The sequence below is a fragment of the Olleya sp. NP1-10 genome (genome assembly GCF_055804415.1).
Map to the genome: position 1 here is coordinate 3345738 of NZ_CM147840.1, position 17627 is coordinate 3363364.

Consider the following 17627-nt stretch of genomic DNA (forward strand, 5'->3'; position numbering starts at 1 on the left):
TATCAGACCAAAATACGATTTTTTGTGATGTGGTAAAGTAATGCTAACCAAATTAACTTTCACTTTAAATCAAAATACATTAATTTCGTTGTTTATGAGTGTTAATCTTCAAACTCCCATTGATTACCTAAAAGGTGTAGGACCAAATCGTGCAGATTTACTACGCAAGGAATTGGCTATACACACTTATCAAGACTTAATTAACCTGTTTCCAAACAGGTATTTGGATCGTACAAAGTATTATAAAATTAGCCAATTATTACCCAACGCATCGGAAGTACAAATCATTGGAAAAATCACAAAATTTGAAGAGATTGCACAAAAAAGAGGAAAACGACTAGTTGCAACTTTTAAAGACGACACTGGCACAATGGAACTGGTTTGGTTTAGAGGTCAGAAATGGATTAAAGACGCTTTAAAACTAAACACGCCTTACGTTATTTTTGGAAAAACAACTAAGTTTGGTAACAAGTTTAGCATGCCTCATCCTGATATTGAGTTATTATCAGAACATGAAGCTAATTTACGCAGTGCAATGCAAGCTATTTATCCGTCTACTGAGAAGTTAGCTAATAGAGGTATTACCAATCGTGTGATGACAAAAATCATGCAAAATTTGTTTCTTGAAACCAAAGGAAGATTTGCCGAAACCTTGTCCGAAAAACTACTCTCAGAAAACAAATTAATTTCTAAATCTGAAGCGCTTTTAAATATTCATTTTCCGAAAGATCAAACACTACTTTCTAAAGCTAAATTTAGATTAAAATTTGAAGAATTATTTTACATTCAATTGCAATTAATTCTTAAAAACTTAATTCATAAAACAAAAATAAAAGGATTTCCGTTTTCTACAGTTGGAACACATTTTAATGCGTTTTTTAAAAACCATTTACCGTTTGAATTAACTAATGCACAAAAACGAGTCCTTAAAGAAATACGTGCTGACTTGGGTAGTAATGCACAAATGAACCGTCTTTTACAAGGTGATGTTGGATCTGGAAAAACCATAGTTGCCTTAATGTCAATGTTAATGGCTCTTGACAATGGTTTTCAGGCTTGCCTTATGGCTCCTACTGAAATTTTGTCAGTCCAACACTATAACGGTTTACTTGAAATGTGTAATGATTTAAAAATCAACATTAAACTACTAACAGGTTCAAGCAAAACTTCAGAACGAAGAGAAATCCATAGTATGTTAGAAAGTGGCGAATTGGACATCCTAATTGGGACACATGCTATATTGGAAGACAAAGTTAAATTCAAGAATTTAGGACTTGCAATTATTGATGAGCAACATAGGTTTGGTGTAAAACAACGTGCTAGACTATGGAAAAAAACAGCCTTCCTCCTCATGTTTTAGTCATGACTGCTACTCCAATTCCTAGAACATTAGCTATGTCTGTTTATGGTGATTTGGATATCTCTATTATTGACGAGTTACCTCCTGGAAGACAACCTATAAAAACAGTCCACAGATACGACTCAAACAGACTAAAAGTCTTTAGGTTTATACGTGACGAAATTGCAAAAAAAAGACAAGCCTATATTGTCTATCCTTTAATCCAAGAAAATGCTCAAATGGATTACAAAGATTTGATGGATGGTTACGAGAGTTTAACTCGAGATTTTCCGATGCCAGAGTATCAAATTTCTATTGTACATGGCAAAATGAAACCTGCAGATAAAGAATACGAAATGCAACGTTTTGTTAAAGGTGAAACACAAATCATGGTTGCTACAACTGTTATTGAAGTTGGTGTAAATGTACCCAATGCATCAGTGATGGTTATTGAAAGTGCAGAGCGATTTGGACTAGCACAATTACACCAATTAAGAGGTCGAGTTGGACGTGGCGCAGAACAAAGTTATTGCATCTTAATGACTGGTCATAAATTATCAGAAAACAGTAAAACACGTATTGAAACCATGACCAGAACTAATGATGGTTTTGAGATTGCTGAAGTCGATTTAAAACTTCGTGGTCCTGGAGATATTATGGGTACACAACAAAGCGGAATTTTAAATTTACGCATCGCAGATATTGTAAAAGATAATGACATTTTACAACATGCACGTTATTGGGCAAAAGACCTTCTAACTAAAGATCCTAGTTTAAGTAGTCCAGAGAATGCAATTATTTTAGAGACTTACCGACAAATGAGTAAGTATAAAAATATTTGGAACTACATTAGCTAATTATGACTACACAAGACACAGACGTCCTTATTATTGGAGCTGGATTAACAGGATTAACGCTTGCCTATTTACTTAAACAAACACCTCTAAAAGTGACTGTTATTGAAGCCAATACACGTATTGGTGGACGTATTTTAACAAAACACAACACCAATGAAGCAGCTATTGATTTAGGAGCAACTTGGATTGTACCTCAGCAAAGTAATGTATTAAACTTAATCCAACAATTAGATATCAAGTTGTTTAAACAATCTTATGGTAAAACAGCTATTTACCATCCTGATAATAGCAAACAACCACAATTGGTGATGTTACCCAATAATGATTCGGTGAGTTATAGAATAAAAGACGGTACAGAAACTATAATTAAAACCTTAGCAAACACACTACCTGAACAAACTATTAAAACAAATACTAGTGTGCAGTCTCTTCAGCTTAAAGCTGAAACCGTTTTAGTCAAAACAGATAAACAAAACTATAATTCAAGGTACGTGGTATCAACTTTACCTCCAGCGTTATTTAATCAAAAAATTAGTACAGAACCTAAATTATCTGATGCTTTAATAAATATTTTAGCAAACACGCATACATGGATGCACAACTCTATTAGAGCTGGATTTACTTATAAAACTCCGTTTTGGAATAACCAAAATACTAGCGGAACAATATATGCAAATTCGGGACCTTTACAAGAGTTTTATGACCATAGTAATGCAGCGCAATCTTTGTTTGCGTTAAGTGGTTTTATGAGTGGTTCTTTATTACATAAAACTAAAAACGAGCGTCAACAAATGGCTTTACAACAGCTGCAAGGTTATTATGGTAATCAGGCACTAAAGTTTTTAAGCTATGAAGAATGTGTTTGGCAACAACAACCGTTTACCACACCTAGTTATAACAATTTTGTAATGCCACAACAAAATAATGGTCATCCGTTATTTAAATCTACGTATTTAAATAATAAATTATTTATTGCTGGAGCAGAAACTAATCCCAGATTTTCTGGTAAAATGGAAGCAGCAGTAACTAGTGCTCATGAGGTTTTTAATTTGCTTAAAGCGGAAATTAAACAAACTTAACTTTCGCTATTAAGACTTTAACAACAGACCCAAATTATAATTATATTTGTCTTACGCATAACCTAAAACATTATCATGCTTCACCTTAAACTAGAAACCGATCCACGTTGGGTCACTATTGCAGAATCTAACCTTGAAGAAATCTTGACAGATCACGCTTGGTGTGAGCAAAAAGCTGCTACTAATGCCATAACTATTATTACCCTAAACTCTGAACACGAAGATTTAGTTACCGAATTAACGTTGTTAGCTCAAGAAGAATTACAGCATTTTCAAATGGTACATGATATTATAAAGCAACGTGGTTATACACTTGGTCGTGAGAGAAAAGACCATTATGTAAATCAGTTATATAAATTCATGAATAAAGGTGGAAACAGAGTACAATCTATGGTGGATCGTTTATTGTTTTCGGCTATGATTGAAGCACGTAGTTGTGAACGTTTTAAATTGTTATCAGAACGTATTAATGATGAAGAATTATCTAAGTTTTATTACGATTTAATGGTTAGCGAAGCTGGTCACTACACGACTTTTATAACCTTTGCAAGAAAATACGGAAAAGATATTGATGTTGATAAACGTTGGCAAGAATTAGTCGCTTTTGAAGGCGAATTAATTAAAAGCTATGGTAAAAGTGAAAGTATACATGGTTAGGATTAACACAATTATTGTATTCTTTACTTGACAAAACATAATCAATTTTAAACTATCTAACCAATGCCAAACTGGTATAATAAAGTAAGACAAGACACCAATTATATATTAGAAGCTATACAAAAACATCCATTTATTACTCAATTAATGGATGGTACATTACCTGATGATGTGTTTAGATTCTATATTAATCAAGACGCTTTATATTTAGCAGAATACAAAAAAAACCTTGCTGCTGTTGGTATAAAATGTAATAAGAGTAGCGAAACGCAGTATTTTTTAGATGCAGCTACTGGTATTATTGCTGTTGAAAACGCTTTACATCAAGTATTCCTTAAAAACGAAATTTTAGACAAGCAACCCTCTCCTACCTGTGAGTTATATACAAGTTACTTAACTAAAATTATCAATAACCATAGTTTAGAAGAAGGTTTAGCTGCAATTTTACCCTGTTTTACTATTTACAAAGAAATTGGTGATTACATTCTAAAACACCAAAACAATAAAGACAATAATCCTTATCAAGATTGGATAAATACTTATGGAGGAACAGCATTTGAAGAATCCGTAAATAAAGCCACAGCAATAGTTAACAAATACGCTAATAATACTTCCGAAACTATTTTACAAGATATGGAACAAGCCTTTATTAAAGCGTCAAAATTAGAATGGCTATTTTGGGATAGCGCTTATAACAAAGAACAATGGAAAATATAAACACCAACTACAATACTGTTTTAACCATAGCAGGAAGCGATTCTGGTGGTTGTGCTGGTATCCAGGCAGATATAAAAAGCATTAGTGCTTGTGGTGCTTTTGCAGCCTCAGTAATAACTGCCTCTACTGCTCAAAATACATTAGGTGTTACAGATATTCATCCAATGCCTATACAACATATAAAAAAACAGTTGGATGCTGTATTAAGTGACTTACAATGTCATACAGTAAAAATTGGCATGTTGCATTCTGCTGAAGTCATTAATCTAATAAGCAAGACACTTGACCAGTATAAAATTACCAACATTGTTTTAGATCCTGTTATGGTTGCTACCTCTGGAGATAAACTTATCACAGATAATGCGCTTTTAAGTTTAAAACAGTTGTTAACTAAAGCTACTTTAATTACTCCAAATATACCTGAAGCAGAATTACTGATTGGTGATAGCATAGCTATCGATAATCATGAAGCTACAGCTATCAAATTAGGACAACAATATCAAACCTCTGTACTTTTAAAAGGAGGTCATCTAAACAAAACAACAGATATTATTACAGACGTATTATATATTTTAGACTCCAACTCTACTGTAACAATCACAAACCCTTGGCATGACACCAATAACACTCATGGCACAGGCTGTAGCCTATCCTCTAGTATTGCTACTTACTTAAGTTTAAATAATGATTTAGAAACTGCTGTTAAAAAAGGATGTCAGTATGTAAATAAAGCAATTATTAACGGTAAAAATAAAGTTTTAGGACAAGGCAATGGACCAATTAATCATTTTGATTTGTAGATATTTAAAAGTCGGCAACTTAATATCATAAAGCTTTAAATACATATAAATCAAACAAAAGCAAATTAGCTTCATTCTTAATATTCATTTTGAGTACTAGAAAATAATTTCAATATAAAATAATGACAAAAATTAGTCGTGAGGACATACACATAATTGCCAGACATAGTAACTTATCTGAACAAAGCATAAATAACATTCTGTTAAAAAACACCTATAACGACAAAGCGTCTTGGTATAAATTTGTAAAACTATTATTTATTAGTTTAGGTGTTGGTTTTACAACAATAGGTATTATTTTCTTTTTTGCTTATAACTGGAATGATTTAAATAAATTTTTCAAAATTGGTATAATTGAGGCATTAATAATTAGTGTTACTTTAGCATCACTTTTTATAAAAACTAATCAATCCTTTAAAAACATACTACTAACAAGTGCATCCATTTTAGTAGGCGTTTTATATGCTGTATTTGGACAAATATATCAAACAGGAGCTGATGCCTATGATTTATTTTTAGTTTGGACACTGTCTATTATTTTATGGACTTTTATATCCAACTTCCCTCCCTTATGGTTAATTTTTATAACATTAATAAATACGACATTTATTTTATACACAGAACAGGTTGCGCATGATTGGTCAGAACTTTTTGTATTAAACTCATTATTTCTTTTTAATACTCTTATTATAGCTGGATTTTTGTTGCTAAAAAATAAAAACGACTCTATTAGCATTCCTAATTGGCTCACTAACACACTGACAATATTTACTTTACTTTTTAGTACAACAGCATTTATAATTGGGTTATTTGAAGATTTTAACTCACAATACTTACTTACAATTTTAACAATTATAGTTATTTATGGGCTAGGTATTATTTATGGACTAAAATCTAAAAACAGCTTTTATCTATCAGTAATTGCTTTTAGTTTAATAATAATGGGAACATCCTACCTTATTAAACTTTTTGACAGTTCTGAAATGTTATTTATTATATGTTTATTTATTATTGGATCAATAACCCTTGTCATTAAAACCTTAATTAAGCTTCAAAAAAAATGGAACAACTAAACAATAAAAAAGCTATATTAAATTTAATTAAGACAAATGAAGGTGTTGATTTTGAATATAACGAAAAGGGCATATTCGAAGAGTATAATTTTAACATTGAAAACACTTCAAGCTTAGCTATTAAAATCATCTCAATCTTAGGTGGTTTTCTAGCGTCATTAGCTTTTTGTGGTTTTTTATTCCTTACAGGTTTATACGATTCGCCAATAGGCCTAATTATATTTGGTTTAATTTTTATTACAGCAGCTATTGCTTTAAACAAAGCCTATAAGCAACTGATTATTGACACGTTTAGTGTAGCCATTTATAGTATAGGATATATTATGCTTAGTGTTGGCTTGTTAGAGCATGATGTAGACCTCAATTGGGTTAATTTATTAATTATTGTATTTATAGCATTAATGGTTACTCAAAACTACATTTTATCATTTATTTCCATATTAACTGTAAATGCCAATATATTTATATTAATTGTAGAAAACCGTTATGATATATTACCTATTTACGTTGCTTTAAACACAGCTTTATTAGTTTATATTTTTTTAAATGAAGCTAAAATCATTAAAATAAACAATAAACTATCTAGACTTTACAACCCTTTAAAAATAGGGACTGTAATAGCACTAATAATTGGATTATATTTAATAGAGGATAAATTTAAGACATTAACTTACCATTATTTAACATGGATTGCTAATACAATAATCATTATTACCACTTTGTACCTTGTAAATGCTATTATAAAAATTAATAACATTGTCAATCTTAAAAGTAAGCTATTAATATTTTTTTAAGCACAATAATATTAATAACCACATTTTTTTCTTCAGCAATAATTGGTGCTTTAATTATAATTTTATCTAGCTTTTATATTAACTATAAAACAGGTTTAGCTATTGGTATAATAACCATGATTTATTTTATATCTCAATATTACTATTTCATGGATCAAACCTTATTAACTAAATCCATAATATTAATCACTTTAGGTATAGTATTTTTATTAATTTATTTTATACTAACAATTCAAATAAATGAAAAAGTTTAAAACCATAATCATTTTAATAAACCTTGTTGTTTTATTAATATTATTTAACAACTCAGTTATTAAAAAAGAAATATTATTATCTGATGGATCTGACGTGTTTTTAGAACTAAAACCAGTTGACCCAAGATCTTTAATGCAAGGAGATTACATGATTTTGAGATATACTATCCTTAACGACATTAAAACTAACGAGGTTGAAACAAGAGGTTTTTGCACGATAACTATTGAAGACAATGGAGTTGCTAGTTCTGCAAAAATATATGACAACAAAACACCTCTTAAAAACAATGAACAACTAGTTAAATATTTTTTAAAAGAATACAGAGGAGTTAATATTGGTGCTGAATCTTATTTTTTTCAGGAAGGTGAAGGAAAAAAATATGAAAATGCTAAATACAGCAGCATCAAGATTGATAAAGATGGTAATAGCTTATTAGTTGGATTATATGACCAAAACTTTAATAAAATCGAATAAACCCAAGTTATTAAAGCAAAACGTTATTCGTTTAACAACCCGTTAATAAAACTAGTAAAATCTGTTTTAAATTCTGTGAATTTTTCACCAGTAGCAGGACCATTAAAACCAGTATGTATTTTTCTAACTTTCCCTTTTTTGTCTATAAAAATAGACGTTGGATAACTTAACACATGGTTAAGCATTGGTAATTTCTCGTTTGCTTTAGATTTACTTGTTGTTCCTGTTTGTGCTAATAATATTGGATAAGTAATATTTAAGCGATCTTGTAAACGTTTTATAAAACTAAAAGCTTTTTCTTTTGTTTTAACATACTCAAAAGCTAAAGCTACAAACTGAATGTCTTTATCTTTATTAGCGTTATAATAGGATGTATAGTACTTACTTTCGTCTAGACAATTAGGACACCACGTTCCCATAATTTGTACAACTGTTACTTTATTTTTAAACTGAGCATCTGTTAATGAAACTTGGTTACCATCTGCATCAGGAAATGTAAAAGCTAAAGTGTCATAGCCCTCTTTTAAGTAAGTTAATTGATCTGCACTTTTAAGCTTATAATTTTCATTACGTTTAGCCGTAAAAGGCTCTTTCCAGTGGTTACCTGAATAAAACTGACCATTAATTGTACTGTCTGTTACTGTACCTGTAAACATAAAAGCATGTGCACCATCAAAAGTTGACAACTGCAATTGGTTACCATTTACAACGCCTTCAAGATAACGATAGTCTCCTGTTTCTGTCAAAAAAGTACCTGTTACGATATTTTCATTTTGGGTAAAAACGCCTTTTGCGACATAGCGATCAGCTTCGGTATTTGGACTAAATACTGTTTGCCAATTTCCAGTTATATTGGTTTCCGCTTTAGCGTTATTGTCATACCTGTTATTATTTTTTGATGCTGTAAAAACTTGTTGACGCCCTTTTTCTTCAATTATAAAGCGACCATTTAAAGTTTGATCTGTAATTTTTGCAATTAGCATCCCTTCAAAAACAGGAAGTTTAATATAAACCGAATCATTTTTATACTCAACTTCATCAACTTCAATCACTTCTTCAGCATTATAAATTTCTAAAGTATTTGCATCTTTAACTTTAAATGTAAAAGGTAATTGTACAGTTTTACTAACTTTTAATTGTCCTCTGTAAGTACCAAAAGTTAAAAATTCGGTTTCATTTTTATCACAAGACAAAACGGTAAATAAGGTTAGTATAACTAAAAGGTAGCGCATGAGGATGTTTGTTTTTTTATTAATCGAAATATCGTTAAAATACTTACAAATAAAAAGACATTGCGCTAACAATGTCTTTTTTTTAAATTATCAAGTGTTAAAAATTACTTTTCTGTAACTTCTAATTTTGTTAGTTTCTCACGATTTTGTTCTAAAAGTGCTTTACTATTTTCTAACGTTTCTTCATTTTGACTTAATTTATCTTCAATACGTCTAAATAAAGCTTCTCGTTTTGTTACTTCCTCATCCGTTAAAGTCCCTTCTGCTTTTTGAGCTTCAAATTTTAATTTAGCTTCTGCTAAACGAGATTTTCCGTTACTTACTAACTTATCATTTTTAGTTAGCTGCTGGTTGCTTGTTTCTAATTTTGATTTAGCTTCAAATAAAAGCTCTTGCTTATACGCTTCTTTATCACCTTTATATGCCTCACGTTTTGCTTTAAGCTCTTCTCTTTTTTCTGATAAAGATTGCTTTTTCTCCAACATTTTAGACTTAAGTTCTGCTTTTTCTTCAGGAGATGCTGTAGCCATTTTCTCTTTCATCTCAGCTTTAACAGCTGAACTCTGTTCTTTTAACTCACCTTTTTTAAGTTCTAAAGCTTCCTTTTTATCTTTAAGCGCTTCTTTCTTTTGTTCACCTTTTTGTTTAAGCTCTCCTTTTTTAGCATTCATTTTGGTTTCACCAAGCTCTTTTTTCTTTTAACTTAGCTTTCCCTTTTTGCTCTAATTTATCTTGTGCTAACTCTTGAGCAAATACTGTTTGCTGTGTACCTAACACAAATAAACCTACTGTTACTACTACTATTTTTAAATGTTTCATCTTATTCTACGTTTTCAAGTTGTTCTAATTCATCCAAATCATTTTGTAAATCTTGAGCCTGAGCTTCTAAAATATCATTAACACTATCTGTAGCAATTTCAATGTTTTCAATAGTTTCAGCGTCTTTAACTAAAGCTTCTTCTTTTTTTGTATCACGACAAGAAAACGTCGTAAACAATACTGCTACTAGAGCTAGTTTTAAAATGGTTTTCATAAATATTTAAGTTTGATGGTTTATATCTATTTAAAGATACGTTTAGTTAAGCTATTATAGATTATAACAAGGTTAATTAAGATAGAAAATACGGCTTAACTGTTAATAAAACCGATAAATGACACACGCAACATAACATGAGTAAAATAATACTAAAAAAAATGCTTTAAAATTGAAATAAAAGCTGATTTTAAAATCTTAAAAACTACTAAGTATTGTTATATTTGTGGTCTTAATTAGTATACAAAATGAAGATTTCTTACAACTGGATTAAACAATTTATTAAAATTGATTGGAATCCAGAACAAACTAGCGAGTTACTTACAGATTTAGGACTTGAGGTAGAAGGTTTAGACCTTTACCAAAGTATTAAAGGTGGTTTGCAAGGTGTTGTTGTTGGTGAAGTTTTAACTTGCAAACAACATAGTAATGCTGACAAACTTAAAGTTACAACCGTAAATATTGGTCAAGACCAACCATTACAAATTGTTTGTGGTGCGCCTAATGTAGCTGCTGGTCAAAAAGTCCCTGTTGCTACTATTGGTACAACTTTGTATACCAATGAAGGTGAAGCTTGGACTATTAAAAAAGGTAAAATTAGAGGTGAAGAAAGTCACGGAATGATTTGTGCCGAAGATGAGCTTGGTTTAGGTAAATCTCACGATGGTATTTTAGTTTTACCAGAGGATACTGTTGTTGGAACACCTTGTGCAGAACTTTTTGATGTGGAAAATGACCAAGTGTTTGAAATTGGTTTAACACCAAATCGTGCAGATGCGATGAGTCATTATGGTACTGCTAGAGACCTTAAAGCTGGTTTACAACAAAAAGGCATTAATGTAGAGCTTATTACACCAAGTGTAAGTGCATTTAATATAGACAGTCGCATACTTAAAATAGATGTAGATGTCTTAAACAAAGATCTGGCACCAAGATATTGTGGTGTGACTATTTCTGGTTTAAAAGTTGAAGACTCACCAGAATGGTTACAAAACAGATTAAAAGCCATTGGCTTATCACCTATTAACAATATCGTAGATGCTACCAATTACGTATTACACGATTTAGGACAACCTTTGCATGCATTTGATGCTAATAAGGTATCTGGTCAAAAAATTGAAGTTAAAACACTTCCTGCTGGCACTAAATTTACAACTTTAGATGGCGTAGAGCGCGAGCTACATGAAGATGATTTAATGATTTGTGATGCAGAAAAACCAATGTGTATTGCAGGTGTATTTGGAGGTATAGACTCTGGTGTGACAGAGCATACAACCAACATATTTTTAGAAAGTGCTTACTTTAATCCTGTAAGTGTCCGTAAAACAGCAAAGCGTCATGCTTTAAATACTGATGCTTCATTTAGATTTGAACGTGGTATTGACCCAAAACTTACTGAATACGCTTTAAAACGTGCTGCTTTACTAATACAAGAAATTGCTGGAGGAGAAATTACAAGCGAAATAGCAGATTTATATCCTAATAAAATTGAAGATTTTCAAGTACGACTAAGTTTTGATAAAGTCACAAAATTAATAGGACAAGAAATTCCAACTGAAACTATTAAATCTATACTAACCTCTTTAGACATAAAAATAAATAGCGTTACCGAAACAGGACTAGGTTTAACCATTCCTGCTTTTAGAAACGATGTTACGCGTGAAGCTGATGTTATTGAAGAAATTTTAAGAGTATTTGGTTACAATAACATTGAAACTAGCTCTAAACTTAATGCCTCAATAGCTAATGCCTCAAGATTTGAAGATTATAAACTTCAAAACGTTATAGGTAATCAATTAGCTGCACAAGGTTGGTATGAGATTATGGCAAACTCATTAACTAGTGCAAGTTATACCGATTTATCTGAGCAATTAAATGCAGATCATAATGTACAAATGCTAAATCCTTTAAGTCAAGATTTAGGTGTAATGCGTCAAAGTTTATTATTTTCTGGACTAGAAGCTTTAAGCCATAACATTAATAGACGTCAAACTAATTTAAGATTTTTTGAATTTGGAAAAACTTACCATGATTACAATGGTAAACGTGAAGAATACAAGCACCTATCACTATTAGTCACTGGTTTTAAAACAGAAGAAAGCTGGTCAAACGCACCACAAGCAAAAACAAATTTCTTTTATTTAAAAGGAAGTATTGCCAGTATTTTAGAACGTCTAGGTATTAAACGCTATCAAGAAAGTACATCTACAAATGATGTGTTTTCCGAAGGGTTACAGCTTAGTATTGGACGTGATACATTAGTTAATTTTGGAGTATTAAAATCTAAAATAGCTAAACATTTTGACATCAGTCAAGACGTTTTTTATGCAGATTTTAATTGGGACAAAATAATTGAAGTAGCAAAACGTAATAAAATCAAGTTTACAGCTATTCCAAAATATCCAGAAGTACGTCGTGACTTTGCCTTATTATTAGATGATAATATAACATTTGATAGTTTACAAGCTATTGCTAAAAAAACCGAAAAACAACTACTTAAAAAGGTTAACCTTTTTGATGTATACCAAGGAAAAAACCTTCCTGCAGGTAAAAAGAGTTATGCCGTAAGTTTTACATTTTTAGACGAGCGTCAAACACTTACCGATAAAGTTGTAGATAAAATAATGAACAAATTGCAAAATAACTTTGAGCGTCAGCTTGGTGCTGAGTTAAGGTAATTAATAGTAATCAACAAAATGGAATCCTTAAGAAACAATAAAATGTATAATTTATTATCAGGACTATTGTTAATAGGTTTTGGTTGTTTTAGATTGTATCAGCATTTTAATACCAAGTTAACTTTAAATAATATAAAGTTGGCAATTGCTGTTTTTGCAATTATTTACGGTATTTATAGCTTGTATAAATATACACAGCTAAAAAAACAAGAATAAATTTTATACAAAAACCTTCAAATAATATTTGGAGGTTTTTTATTTTAACAAAATCATAGCAATACACTAAATGGTTACTTTTAGTTTTTATTCGTATATTTAAGTAAACACATAAATATAAAAGCTATGACAGATTATATAAAAATTTTTGAAGGTAACTTTATTGTTGTTCAATTAATTAAAACCAGATTAGAAGACATAGGTATAAATCCTGTAATTAAAGATGAAAACGAATCTGGAAGACTTGGTGGATTTGTTCATGACATGCCTAGGGTTCCAGAAGTATATGTACATCAATCTGAGGTTGACAAAGCATTACCAATTATCGAAGCTGTAAAAGCTGAAACTGAAGCATAAAAAAACGCTTTGTTCTAAACTAGAATAAAGCGTTTTTAGTAAGACTAATTTAATATTTTATCACCTTATGATTTTGGCAACAATACTGTATCTATAACATGAATTACTCCGTTTGATTGATTAACATCTGCTATTGTTACTTGAGCAGAATTTCCGTTTTCATCAGACACATAAACAGCACCATCTTTTTCCCAAGCAGTTAGTGTACCACCAGAAACGGTTTTAATTATTGCTTTTCCTTTTCCTTTTTTAATCAATTTAGCAATGTTTTTAGCACTCCATTTTCCAGCAACAACATGATACTTTAAAATAGTTTGTAATTGCATTTTGTTTTCTGGCATTACTAAAGTAGCCACTGTACCTTCTGGTAATTTGTCAAAAGCTGAATTAGTAGGTGCAAACACAGTAAATGGTCCTTCGCTTTGTAAAACATCAACTAGTTCGGCTGCTTGTACTGCTTCAACTAATGTTGTATGATCTTTAGAATTTACTGCATTTTCTACGATGTTTTTTGATGGATACATAGCTGCTCCTCCAACCATTTTAGTGTCTTTAGACATCATTTTATCTTGTGCTAAACCTAAGTTTGCCACTAGCATTACACTAAGCCCTAATACGATTTTTGATAATTTTAATGTTTTCATAGTTTTAATATTTTTGTATTCGGTTTATCTACGCAACATTTATAAAGTCGGTTTTATTTTATTTTAAATTAACACCACATTAACAACAATTAGAGACATAAAAAAAGCCTTCAGATAACTCTGAAGGCTTTTATATATTGAGGTTAACGTATGATTATACGGTATACATTTTATCTCTTAATTCTTTTATTTTTTTGTCTTGCATGTAATCATCAAATGTTGAGTATCTATCAATAACTCCGTTTGGTGTTAACTCTACTACCCTATTTGCAACTGTCTGAGCAAACTCATGGTCATGTGTTGTAAACAACATAGTCCCTTTAAAGTTTTTAAGCGAGTTGTTAAACGCTGTAATACTCTCTAAATCCAAGTGGTTGGTTGGTTCGTCTAATTGTAAAACATTAGCTCTAGTCATCATCATTCTAGATAACATACAACGTACTTTTTCTCCTCCAGAAAGTACATTACATTTTTTAGAGCTTCCTCTCCACTAAAAATCATTTTACCTAAAAACCCTCTAATGTGTACTTCTTCACGCTCTTCTTCTGTTTGAGCCCATTGACGTAACCATTCTACTAAAGATAAATCTTTATCATCAAAAAACTTACTATTATCTAATGGTAAGTAAGATTGTGTCGTTGTAACTCCCCAAGCAAATTTACCAGAATCAGCTTTTAAATTGTCATTTAAGATCTCGTAAAATGCAGTTGTTGCTCTAGAATCTCTAGAAAACACAACCACTTTATCTCCTTTTTGTAAGTTTAAATCTATGTCTTTAAATAATGTTTCACCATCTAAAGTAGAAGTTAAACCTTCTACATTTAATATTTGATCTCCAGCTTCTCTATCTCGTTCAAAAATAATAGCAGGATAACGACGACTTGTACGTCTAATATCTTCAATATTAAGCTTATCAATCATCTTCTTTCTACTTGTTGCCTGTTTACTTTTTGCAACATTGGCAGAAAAACGACGAATAAATTCTTCTAACTCCTTTTTCTTTTCTTCAGCCTTTTTATTTTGTTGTGCATGTTGTCTAGCTGCTAACTGTGACGACTCGTACCAGAACGTATAATTACCAGAGAAATGGTTTATTTTTCCAAAATCAATATCACTAATATGTGTACAAACTGCGTCTAAAAAGTGTCTATCGTGAGATACCACAATCACACAGTTATCATAATTAGCTAAAAAGTTTTCTAACCAAGCAATTGTTTCGTAATCCAAATCATTGGTAGGCTCATCCATAATAAGGACATCAGGATTTCCAAAAAGCGCTTGTGCTAATAACACACGTACTTTTTGTTTACCATCTAAATCTGCCATCAAAGTATAGTGCAAATCTTCTTTAATCCCTAAGTTAGATAACATTGCTGCTGCATCACTATCTGCATTCCAACCATTCATCTCTTCAAAACGTACTTGAAGCTCTCCTATTCTTTCTGCATTTTCGTCTGTATAATCTGCATATAATGCATCAATTTCAGACTTGATTTTATAAAGTTCTTGGTTTCCTTTTAAAATAGTTTCTAAAACAGTATCCTCGTCATGTTTGTTGTGATCCTGAGTTAAAACAGACATACGTTTACCAGCTTCTAGGTGTACTTGACCTGAGGTTGGCTCCATTTGTCCAGAGATTATTTTTAAAAACGTTGACTTTCCTGCTCCATTAGCTCCAATAATCCCGTAACAATTTCCGTTATTAAAAGAGGTACTAACTTCATCAAAAAGTACACGCTTACCGAATTGAACTGATAAATTTGATACTGATAACATATCTATAATTTTAATTTTGTGCAAAAGTAGAAAATTAACACGAAATAGCCATTATACATTGAGTCTTTAATAAGTTTTAACAACGCCTTAACACGAGTACAGTTTTGCAAAACATATTTTTGTTTAATTATGATTGCCTTACAAACTAATTTATGTCTTTAAGACCCATTTTATATAGTATAATCTGCCTAAGTGTTTTAGTATCTTGTAAAAAAGATAAAAACGTAATTGAAGAAAACTCTGCTTTTTTTGGTGGTCAGATTGTAAACCCAAGTAGTAACCACATTATTATTTTTAAATCGTCGGAAATAATCGATACCGTATATTTAGATTCTAGAAACAGATTTAAATACAATTTTAAAAATTTTGAAGCAGGTTTATATAATTTTTATGATGGTAAAGAGTCTCAAGCTTTTTTAATACAACCTAACGATAGTATTATGATACGCGTTAATACTATGGAATTTGATGAGTCTTTAGTTTTTAATGGTATTGGTGAAAAAGAAAATAATTATCTTATTAATTTATTTCTTGAAACCGAAAAACAAGAACAAGAAGTTTTAGAAATTAGTCAATTAAAACCTATTGCATTTGAAGAAAAACTATCTAGAATACGACAAGACAAACTTGATAAATTAGCTAAGTTTAAATTAAGATATGGAGCTTCGGAATTATTTACTGTATTTGCTTTAGCTAATATAAATTACAATTATTATTACAGTAAAGAAGCTTATCCTTTTATTAATTACAGTAAAAGTGAAAGTGAGTTATTTAAGGATTTACCTAAAGACTTTTTTGCTTTTAGAGATGAGATAGATTACAATAATAACACTTTAAAGGACTACAGACCATATATCTCTTTTTTAAGGTTTCACTTTAACAACATAGCATTACAAGAGCATTTTAAACACTCAGAAGACGACATTTACAACAACCAGTCTTTAGAGTATAACCTTGATAAATTAGATTTAATTGAAAATAAAATAACAGATACATTTATAAAAAACAGACTGTTATATTATAACATGATTAAGTTTATTAATGCTTCAAAAAGTGTAGATGATTATGATACGCTTTTTAAATCTTTTTCAGAAAAAAGTACTAATACTAAACAAAAACAAAAAGCAAACCTTTTAGTTGATTCTTACAAACGATTAAAACCAGGGAAAATAGTACCAGATGTTACTGTTATAGATAAAGACGAAAACTCTTTACATTTAAAAGATATTATAACAAAACCTAGTATTGTATATTTTTGGGATGTTAAGGATAGATACCACTTAAAAGTATGCCATCAACGTGCTAAAGAGTTAAAGAACAAATATCCTGAGTTTGATTTTAAGGCCATTTGTGTTAATCCTATTAGTAGTAAAGAACAAGCTGCTATACTACAACGTAATAACTTAACTCACAAAAACGAATACCATTTTGAAAACGCTAAAAAAGCTATAGAATATCTCTCTATCAAACCCATTAACAAGGTATTTATATTAGATAAAAATGCTATTATTGTTAACCCAAAGGCTAATATGTTTGACATTTCTATTGAAAAAGAAATGTTGTCTTTGATTAACAAATAATCTATACTTCATTAAAAAAAAGCGTCTACAACATTGTAGACGCTTTTTTTATAGTCAATTTAAAGG

General features: G+C 30.6%; 16 protein-coding genes and 2 pseudogenes. 12 read left to right on the forward strand and 6 right to left on the reverse strand.

All coding sequences use genetic code 11. The features are described from left to right. The first annotated feature begins 94 nt into the window (after positions 1-94). The 9 genes and pseudogenes from recG (at position 95) to AC0L4B_RS15755 (ending at position 8045) form a co-directional block, all read left to right on the forward strand. Positions 95-2196: pseudogene (gene recG / locus AC0L4B_RS15715) on the forward strand (ATP-dependent DNA helicase RecG). A gap of 2 nt (positions 2197-2198) precedes the next feature. Then, positions 2199-3275, forward strand: coding sequence for a flavin monoamine oxidase family protein (locus AC0L4B_RS15720; protein WP_473437744.1), 1077 nt, complete (start codon positions 2199-2201; stop codon positions 3273-3275). 75 nt (positions 3276-3350) lie between these two features. Beyond that, positions 3351-3932 (forward strand): MiaE family protein, encoded by a 582-nt coding sequence (locus AC0L4B_RS15725; protein WP_028291177.1) that lies wholly within the window; start codon positions 3351-3353, stop codon positions 3930-3932. A gap of 63 nt (positions 3933-3995) precedes the next feature. Continuing rightward, positions 3996-4649, forward strand: a complete 654-nt coding sequence (gene tenA / locus AC0L4B_RS15730; RefSeq protein WP_473437745.1) for a thiaminase II — start codon at positions 3996-3998, stop codon at positions 4647-4649. Beyond that, on the forward strand, positions 4637-5449 hold the full coding sequence (gene thiD / locus AC0L4B_RS15735) for a bifunctional hydroxymethylpyrimidine kinase/phosphomethylpyrimidine kinase (protein ID WP_473437746.1): 813 nt from the start codon (positions 4637-4639) through the stop codon (positions 5447-5449). The genes tenA and thiD overlap by 13 nt, the downstream gene beginning before the upstream one ends. A 122-nt stretch (positions 5450-5571) precedes the next feature. Then, positions 5572-6522: a DUF2157 domain-containing protein gene (locus tag AC0L4B_RS15740; protein WP_473437747.1), complete on the forward strand. Its 951-nt coding sequence runs from the start codon at positions 5572-5574 to the stop codon at positions 6520-6522. After that, positions 6510-7316: a DUF4401 domain-containing protein gene (locus tag AC0L4B_RS15745; protein ID WP_473437748.1), complete on the forward strand. Its 807-nt coding sequence runs from the start codon at positions 6510-6512 to the stop codon at positions 7314-7316. The genes AC0L4B_RS15740 and AC0L4B_RS15745 overlap by 13 nt, the downstream gene beginning before the upstream one ends. A gap of 59 nt (positions 7317-7375) precedes the next feature. After that, the gene (locus AC0L4B_RS15750) at positions 7376-7570 is read left to right on the forward strand and encodes a DUF4401 domain-containing protein (protein ID WP_473439456.1); all 195 of its coding nucleotides are present in this window, start codon (positions 7376-7378) and stop codon (positions 7568-7570) included. Then, the gene (locus tag AC0L4B_RS15755) at positions 7557-8045 is read left to right on the forward strand and encodes a GDYXXLXY domain-containing protein (protein WP_473437749.1); all 489 of its coding nucleotides are present in this window, start codon (positions 7557-7559) and stop codon (positions 8043-8045) included. The genes AC0L4B_RS15750 and AC0L4B_RS15755 overlap by 14 nt, the downstream gene beginning before the upstream one ends. Positions 8046-8068: 23 nt before the next feature. On the opposite strand, the gene AC0L4B_RS15760 is transcribed toward AC0L4B_RS15755, so the two are convergent. The 4 genes from AC0L4B_RS15760 to AC0L4B_RS15775 form a co-directional block, all read right to left on the reverse strand. After that, positions 8069-9277 (reverse strand): peroxiredoxin family protein, encoded by a 1209-nt coding sequence (locus AC0L4B_RS15760; RefSeq protein WP_473437750.1) that lies wholly within the window; start codon positions 9275-9277, stop codon positions 8069-8071. A gap of 104 nt (positions 9278-9381) precedes the next feature. Beyond that, entirely contained in the window at positions 9382-9948 is a 567-nt protein-coding gene (locus tag AC0L4B_RS15765; RefSeq protein WP_473437751.1) for a hypothetical protein, read from the reverse strand. Between the two features lie 7 nt (positions 9949-9955). Continuing rightward, positions 9956-10096 (reverse strand): hypothetical protein, encoded by a 141-nt coding sequence (locus tag AC0L4B_RS15770; RefSeq protein WP_473437752.1) that lies wholly within the window; start codon positions 10094-10096, stop codon positions 9956-9958. Position 10097: 1 nt separating this feature from the next. Continuing rightward, on the reverse strand, positions 10098-10310 hold the full coding sequence (locus tag AC0L4B_RS15775) for a hypothetical protein (protein ID WP_473437753.1): 213 nt from the start codon (positions 10308-10310) through the stop codon (positions 10098-10100). 248 nt (positions 10311-10558) lie between these two features. On the opposite strand from AC0L4B_RS15775, the gene pheT reads away from it, so the two are divergent. Beyond that, positions 10559-12988: a phenylalanine--tRNA ligase subunit beta gene (pheT, locus tag AC0L4B_RS15780; RefSeq protein ID WP_473437754.1), complete on the forward strand. Its 2430-nt coding sequence runs from the start codon at positions 10559-10561 to the stop codon at positions 12986-12988. Positions 12989-13330: 342 nt separating this feature from the next. Then, positions 13331-13561, forward strand: a complete 231-nt coding sequence (locus AC0L4B_RS15785) for a putative signal transducing protein (RefSeq protein WP_028291188.1) — start codon at positions 13331-13333, stop codon at positions 13559-13561. A gap of 65 nt (positions 13562-13626) precedes the next feature. On the opposite strand, the gene AC0L4B_RS15790 is transcribed toward AC0L4B_RS15785, so the two are convergent. Next, the gene (locus tag AC0L4B_RS15790) at positions 13627-14160 is read right to left on the reverse strand and encodes a fasciclin domain-containing protein (protein WP_473439457.1); all 534 of its coding nucleotides are present in this window, start codon (positions 14158-14160) and stop codon (positions 13627-13629) included. A gap of 199 nt (positions 14161-14359) precedes the next feature. Further along, positions 14360-15981, reverse strand: a pseudogene (locus AC0L4B_RS15795) (ABC-F family ATP-binding cassette domain-containing protein). Between the two features lie 152 nt (positions 15982-16133). Here AC0L4B_RS15795 and AC0L4B_RS15800 point away from each other — a divergent pair. Beyond that, a complete protein-coding gene (locus tag AC0L4B_RS15800; protein ID WP_473437755.1) occupies positions 16134-17561 on the forward strand; it encodes a TlpA family protein disulfide reductase in 1428 nt (475 codons plus the stop codon). Positions 17562-17627 lie beyond the last annotated feature (66 nt).

Bases quoted from the DNA above. Each gene is read 5' to 3' on its own strand.
- AC0L4B_RS15720 (WP_473437744.1), top strand. From the start codon at position 2,199: ATGACTACACAAGACACAGACGTCCTTATTATTGGAGCTGGATTAACA.
- AC0L4B_RS15725 (WP_028291177.1), top strand. From the start codon at position 3,351: ATGCTTCACCTTAAACTAGAAACCGATCCACGTTGGGTCACTATTGCA.
- tenA (WP_473437745.1), top strand. From the start codon at position 3,996: ATGCCAAACTGGTATAATAAAGTAAGACAAGACACCAATTATATATTA.
- thiD (WP_473437746.1), top strand. From the start codon at position 4,637: ATGGAAAATATAAACACCAACTACAATACTGTTTTAACCATAGCAGGA.
- AC0L4B_RS15740 (WP_473437747.1), top strand. From the start codon at position 5,572: ATGACAAAAATTAGTCGTGAGGACATACACATAATTGCCAGACATAGT.
- AC0L4B_RS15745 (WP_473437748.1), top strand. From the start codon at position 6,510: ATGGAACAACTAAACAATAAAAAAGCTATATTAAATTTAATTAAGACA.
- AC0L4B_RS15755 (WP_473437749.1), top strand. From the start codon at position 7,557: ATGAAAAAGTTTAAAACCATAATCATTTTAATAAACCTTGTTGTTTTA.
- AC0L4B_RS15760 (WP_473437750.1), bottom strand. From the start codon at position 9,277: ATGCGCTACCTTTTAGTTATACTAACCTTATTTACCGTTTTGTCTTGT.
- AC0L4B_RS15765 (WP_473437751.1), bottom strand. From the start codon at position 9,948: ATGAATGCTAAAAAAGGAGAGCTTAAACAAAAAGGTGAACAAAAGAAA.
- AC0L4B_RS15770 (WP_473437752.1), bottom strand. From the start codon at position 10,096: ATGAAACATTTAAAAATAGTAGTAGTAACAGTAGGTTTATTTGTGTTA.
- AC0L4B_RS15775 (WP_473437753.1), bottom strand. From the start codon at position 10,310: ATGAAAACCATTTTAAAACTAGCTCTAGTAGCAGTATTGTTTACGACG.
- pheT (WP_473437754.1), top strand. From the start codon at position 10,559: ATGAAGATTTCTTACAACTGGATTAAACAATTTATTAAAATTGATTGG.
- AC0L4B_RS15785 (WP_028291188.1), top strand. From the start codon at position 13,331: ATGACAGATTATATAAAAATTTTTGAAGGTAACTTTATTGTTGTTCAA.
- AC0L4B_RS15790 (WP_473439457.1), bottom strand. From the start codon at position 14,160: ATGCTAGTGGCAAACTTAGGTTTAGCACAAGATAAAATGATGTCTAAA.
- AC0L4B_RS15800 (WP_473437755.1), top strand. From the start codon at position 16,134: ATGTCTTTAAGACCCATTTTATATAGTATAATCTGCCTAAGTGTTTTA.